Source organism: Halorubrum tibetense, from assembly GCF_042661865.1.
Classification (GTDB): Archaea; Halobacteriota; Halobacteria; order Halobacteriales; family Haloferacaceae; genus Halorubrum; species Halorubrum tibetense.
Map to the genome: position 1 here is coordinate 1 of NZ_JBHSWW010000184.1, position 4,947 is coordinate 4,947.

Annotated in this window: 5 protein-coding genes and 1 pseudogene; 5 read left to right on the plus strand and 1 reads right to left on the minus strand. The window is 66.9% G+C overall.

Annotation, left to right across the window (positions count from 1 at the left end; all coding sequences use genetic code 11):
- The 5 genes from larC2 to ACFQEU_RS11320 all read left to right on the plus strand — a co-directional run.
- A partial coding sequence (larC2, locus tag ACFQEU_RS11300; RefSeq protein ID WP_379782180.1) for a nickel pincer cofactor biosynthesis protein LarC2 occupies positions 1–772 on the plus strand: 772 nt, incomplete at its 5' end.
- A 241-nt stretch (positions 773–1,013) separates the two neighbouring features.
- A complete protein-coding gene (aspS, locus tag ACFQEU_RS11305; RefSeq protein ID WP_379782182.1) occupies positions 1,014–2,318 on the plus strand; it encodes an aspartate--tRNA(Asn) ligase in 1,305 nt (434 codons plus the stop codon).
- Between the two features lie 45 nt (positions 2,319–2,363).
- Positions 2,364–3,086 (plus strand): hypothetical protein, encoded by a 723-nt coding sequence (locus ACFQEU_RS11310; RefSeq protein WP_379782184.1) that lies wholly within the window; start codon positions 2,364–2,366, stop codon positions 3,084–3,086.
- 358 nt (positions 3,087–3,444) lie between these two features.
- Positions 3,445–3,705, plus strand: a complete 261-nt coding sequence (locus ACFQEU_RS11315; protein WP_379782186.1) for a hypothetical protein — start codon at positions 3,445–3,447, stop codon at positions 3,703–3,705.
- Positions 3,698–4,444, plus strand: a complete 747-nt coding sequence (locus tag ACFQEU_RS11320; protein ID WP_417448540.1) for a DUF4382 domain-containing protein — start codon at positions 3,698–3,700, stop codon at positions 4,442–4,444. Before ACFQEU_RS11315 ends, ACFQEU_RS11320 begins: the two co-directional genes overlap by 8 nt.
- A gap of 265 nt (positions 4,445–4,709) precedes the next feature.
- On the opposite strand, the pseudogene ACFQEU_RS11325 reads toward ACFQEU_RS11320, so the two are convergent.
- Positions 4,710–4,947 (minus strand): annotated as a pseudogene (locus ACFQEU_RS11325) (TVP38/TMEM64 family protein); the annotation flags it as partial.

Here is a 4,947-nt window from a genome sequence, read left to right on the forward strand (position 1 = left end):
GATCCTCGCCGCGATCGCCGAGGGCGTGAAATCGCTCCCGCCCCTCGACGTCGACGCCACCGGCTACGGTGCCGGCGACGCGACGTTCGAGCGGCACCCGAACGTGCTCCGTGCGCTGGTCGGTGACGGCCTCGAGGCCGTCGACGGTAGCCCCGTCGGCGACGGTATCGACGCGGGTCACGGGGAGAGGCACGGCGACCGCGGACACGCCCACGCTGACCACGAGGAGGGTCACAGCGACCACGGACACGATCGTGCCGACCACAGGCACGGTCATCCCGAGGACCGAGATCCGGCGCTCGTCGCCGACGACATCGCCGTCCTGGAGACGAACCTCGACGACGCAGCGCCGGAGGTGCTCGGCGGCCTCCAAGAGGTCCTCGTCGACGCCGGCGCACGCGACGTGACGGTCGTCCCGACGACGATGAAGAAGTCGCGACCGGGCCACCTCGTGAAGGTGATCTGCAAACCCAAGGACGCCGAGGCGGTCGCCGAGCGACTCGCCCGCGAGACGGGGACCCTCGGGATCAGGCAGGCGGGCGCGAGCCACCGCTGGATCGCCGAGCGGTCCTTCGAGACCGCGACCGTGCGCGTCGACGGAACGGAACACGAGGTGTCGGTGAAGGTCGCGTCGACCGCCGACGGCGACGTGTACGACGTGAGTGCCGAGTACGACGAGGCGGCAGCGGTCGCGGCCGACACCGGTCTGGCGATCCGCGACGTACTCAGGCGCGCGGAGGCCGCCGTCCGCGACGAGCTGGATCTCGACTGACGCGCGGTCACGGGAGGGGCGGGAGGGCACGAGGGGAAGGGTCACGCGAGGGCGGGACGCCTCGCTTCGCTTCGTTTCACCGCGTTTCGATCCGTGCTGGTTTCGTCTCGTTTCGATCCGTGACACGTGCGGCGTCAGTGCCGGTAGAACGGTGTCGGTGGGGACGTGACCGCCGTTCCGTCGACGACGAGACGACAAGCCTATGCCCGATGCGCGGCCAGTTGCACGTAACTTCACTTATATGATCGATCGGATCCACACGTCGGAAGTCGAACCGGACGCCGAGGAAGTCGCCATCGCGGGTCACGTCCACGAGATCCGCGATCTGGGCGGGCTGGTCTTCCTCATCGTCCGCGATCGGGAGGGACTGATCCAGGTCGTGTTCAAAGAGGAGCGCGAGCCGGAGCTGTTCGAGGCGGTACAGGACGCCGGATCGGAGGATGTCGTGCGGGTCGTCGGGGAGCCACTGGAGAGCGACCAGGCCCCCGGCGGGGTCGAGATCGCGCCCACCGCGTACGAGGTGATCGACGAGGCCGACTCCCCGCTCCCCCTGGAGATCTCGAAGGACGTCGACGTCGACCTCTCGACGCGGCTGGACAACCGTGCGCTCGACCTCCGAAAGCCGGAGGTCCTCTCGGTGTTCACGCTGCGGTCGGAGCTGATGACGGCGATGGAGGAGTGGTTCGACGAGGCGGGATACGTCGACATCAAGACGCCGCGGATCTCGAAGGGCGGTGCAGAGGGCGGCGCGGAGCTGTTCCCCATCCTCTACTACAACCAGGACGCGTTCCTCTCACAGAGCCCGCAGCTGTACAAACAGATGCTGATGGCGGCGGGGTACGAGGCCGTCTACGAGAACGGCACCGCGTTCCGTGCGGAGGACTTCGCGACCTCACGACACGTCTCCGAGATCGCGATGTTCGACGTCGAGCTCGCGTACATCGACGACCACCACGACGTGATGGACGTCCAAGAGGAGTCGCTGCGATACGCGCTCCGTGCCGCCGCCGAGAACGCCGAGCGCGAGCTCGACCTGCTCGACGTCGACCTGACGGTCCCCGAGGACGACTTCCCGCGGATCACCTTCGAGGAGGCGCTCGACGTCTTGGAGACCGAGTACGGCCACTTCCCGGACGACCCTACCGACCTCGATACGAAAGGCGAGAAGCTCCTCGGCGAGTACTTCGAGGAGCAGGGCCATCCCGCGTTCTTCGTCGTCGGCTATCCCGACGAGAAGTTCTACTACATGCAGGACGTCGAGGGCGACGAGATCGCGTCCCGCAAGTTCGACCTTATTTATAAGGGCCAGGAGCTCTCCTCGGGCGGCCAGCGTGAACACGACGTCGAGCGCATGGTCGAAGTCATGGAGGAGGAGGGCGTCGAGACCGCCAACTTCGAGTTCTACATCGAGGCGCTGAGCTTCGGTACGCCCCCTCACGGTGGGTACGGGCTCGGGATCGACCGGCTCGTACAGAAGGTCGCCGAGCTCGACAACATCAAGGAGGCGATCATGTTCCCACGCGACCCGAACCGGCTGGAGCCTTAAACCGTTCCAAACGCTCTTATAGGGGATCGAACAATACCGGGCCATATGCCCGTCACCGAGACCCCGATCCTGTTCGCGCTGTTGTGTCTCAACACCCTCATCGGCCTCGTTCTCGTTACCGCCGCGTACGACCTCAAGGGGCTCGTGTTGGGGTGGACCGGGTGGATCGCGGGTGCGTTCGGCGGCGGCGTCCTCGGCTGGATCGTGGTCCCCGAACTCGCGACCGGGACCGTATCCGCCGGTGGGCGGCTCACGTTCGCCGGCGTGCTCGTCCTGTTCGGCGCGGTCGTCGGGCGGGCGCTCCTCCCGTTCGTCGCGCGATTCACCGTGGCGATCGCCGCGTTCGTCGTCACGACGCTCGCGACGCTCGTGTTGACGGTCGGGGAGTCGGTACTCGACCTCGTGTACGACCCCGCAGAGCCGGGCGATCCGATGCTCGAAGCGGTGCAAGTCGACGCGCTCGCGGAGTCCGGACTTCTCGCACAACCCGAGTTCCAGCAGTTCTTCGTCGCTGCCGTCGTCGTCGGAGGAGTCGCGGGGATCCTCGCGATGCGGCACTACGACCTCATCATCTCGCTGGCACTGACCGGTCTCGGCGCGGGGGTCGTCGCCACCGTGTACCCCGTCTGGCGCGCCGTGGTCGACGGAAACGCGATCGCGATCGCTCAACAGGCCGACCTCTCGGTCGTCGTCTTCGGTCTGCTGGTGCTGGTCGGCGTCGCGGTTCAGTATCTCAGACACGGACGGAGTAACGACCCGTTCGCCTGATCCGGCAGGCCACGTGGTCACCCCCGCGCGTCTCGTCACCACCGTCGCGACTCGACCGTGATCGCTGCCGTCCGTCTTCCGGAGCCACTGCCCCGCGTCTCACGGAGCCATTGCCCCGCCTCTCACGGAGCCATTGCCCCGCCTCTCACGGAGCCATTGCCCCGCCTCTCACGGAGCCATTGCCCCGCCTCTCATGGAACCGCCGCCATAGCCCGATCGAACCCGAGCGCCCTGATCGATCGAAAAATGGCGTTACACTTGCTGATACCGGATATAAACCGGCTTAATTCGGCGTAAACCGACTGAACGACTTCAGCTATTGAAGCCCGTCGCACGCCAAGCGGGAGTCGTCATGAACGTGACTACAACTACTCTCGTCGCCGTGCTCGCTGCGGTCGTCCTCGTCGGTGTCGGTTCGGTCGGCGTGGCCGCAACCGATGGCCCCGGCGCCGCCGACCCCGACGTCGACGAGGTCGGTCCGTCGGACGGACTGCCCGAACCGGTCCCCGAGTTCGTCGGTGACCTACTCGACACGATAGACGGGTTCCTCTCGGGAGCGATCGAATCGCTCGGTGACGCCGTAAGCGACGGTGACGCCGGCTCCGTCGGGGGTGTCTGACGTGCCGATCGACTTCGGCGCCGGGATCCGACGACGGACGTATCTCAAGGCGAGCGGCGTCCTCGCGGTCGCGACGGGCGGGCTCGCGGGCTGTGTCGGACGCGCGAGCGGCACGCTCGCGACCTCGGTCACCGATCAGCCGGTCGATATCGGCGATTTCGAATCGCTCGTCGTCACGATCGAGGGGATCTGGCTCGGTCCCGAGGGTGCCGTGAGCGGGCAGGAGGACCCGGACGACGAAGGTGACGAGGACGACGGAACTGACGGAGACGGCGACGACGCGGATGAGGACGAAGAGGAGTCGACCGTGGAGCCCGCGGGCCGGGAGTACCACGAGTTCGATGAGCCACAGCAGGCGGACCTCGTCGAGCTACAGGGCGAGGAGACCCAGCTGATAGACGAACGCGAGCTCGACGTGGGGGAGTACGAGTTCCTCCAGTTACGAGTCTCGGATGTCGAAGGGACTCTCGTCGACGGCGGCGAGGCGACGGTCGACACCCCGGGGAACGCGCCGCTCACGTTCAACGAGCCGTTCGAGATCCGTGAGAACACCCGGACGGCGTTCACCGCGGATTTCGCACCGGTTCGACAGGGTCGGACCGGGAGGTACCTGCTCCGTCCGGTCCCGGAGGGGATCGACGTCAGCTATCACGACGCGGATACGGACGACGACACCGACGCCGACGACACCGACGCCGACGACACCGACGGAGAGAACGCTGACGGCACCGACGAGTAGCACTGGATCGGCGCGGGACTGACAGGACCGACGCGATACCCCTGGTACCCCCGTTGGAGCCGCCGTCGACCTCGACGGCGGCTCCGGGGTTAGGGCTGGGAAGCATCCCGGGATCTGGGGACCGGGGGAACACGCGTCGATCGGTCCCATGGAGGCACACGATCTCCCTGCCGTTCGATGGCGGACCGAACCGCTATTCGGGCGGTGGGTTTTCCGCCGTACGACTGGTATCATGTACTGGAATCGATCCACTTTGAAGACTGGCTCACTCCGACGGAGTGACGTGACTCGTACTTCGAACGGTCCGATAGATCGGGCCAGCGAGCAGTAACAGCCCGACGAGCGCCAGCGCGAGGATCAGCGACGGGTCGACGGCGGACAGGTCGTTCCGGGCGAGCCGGTCCGCCGAGACCCCGAGCGCCACGCCGGCGATCACCCAGGGGAACTCACCGATCGCGGTCCCCACGACGAACGGGCGGGTCCGGATCCCGGAGACGCCGGCT

Excerpts from the sequence above, each read along its gene's own strand:
- aspS (WP_379782182.1), top strand. The coding sequence starts at position 1,014 with ATGATCGATCGGATCCACACGTCGGAAGTCGAACCGGACGCCGAGGAA.
- ACFQEU_RS11310 (WP_379782184.1), top strand. The coding sequence starts at position 2,364 with ATGCCCGTCACCGAGACCCCGATCCTGTTCGCGCTGTTGTGTCTCAAC.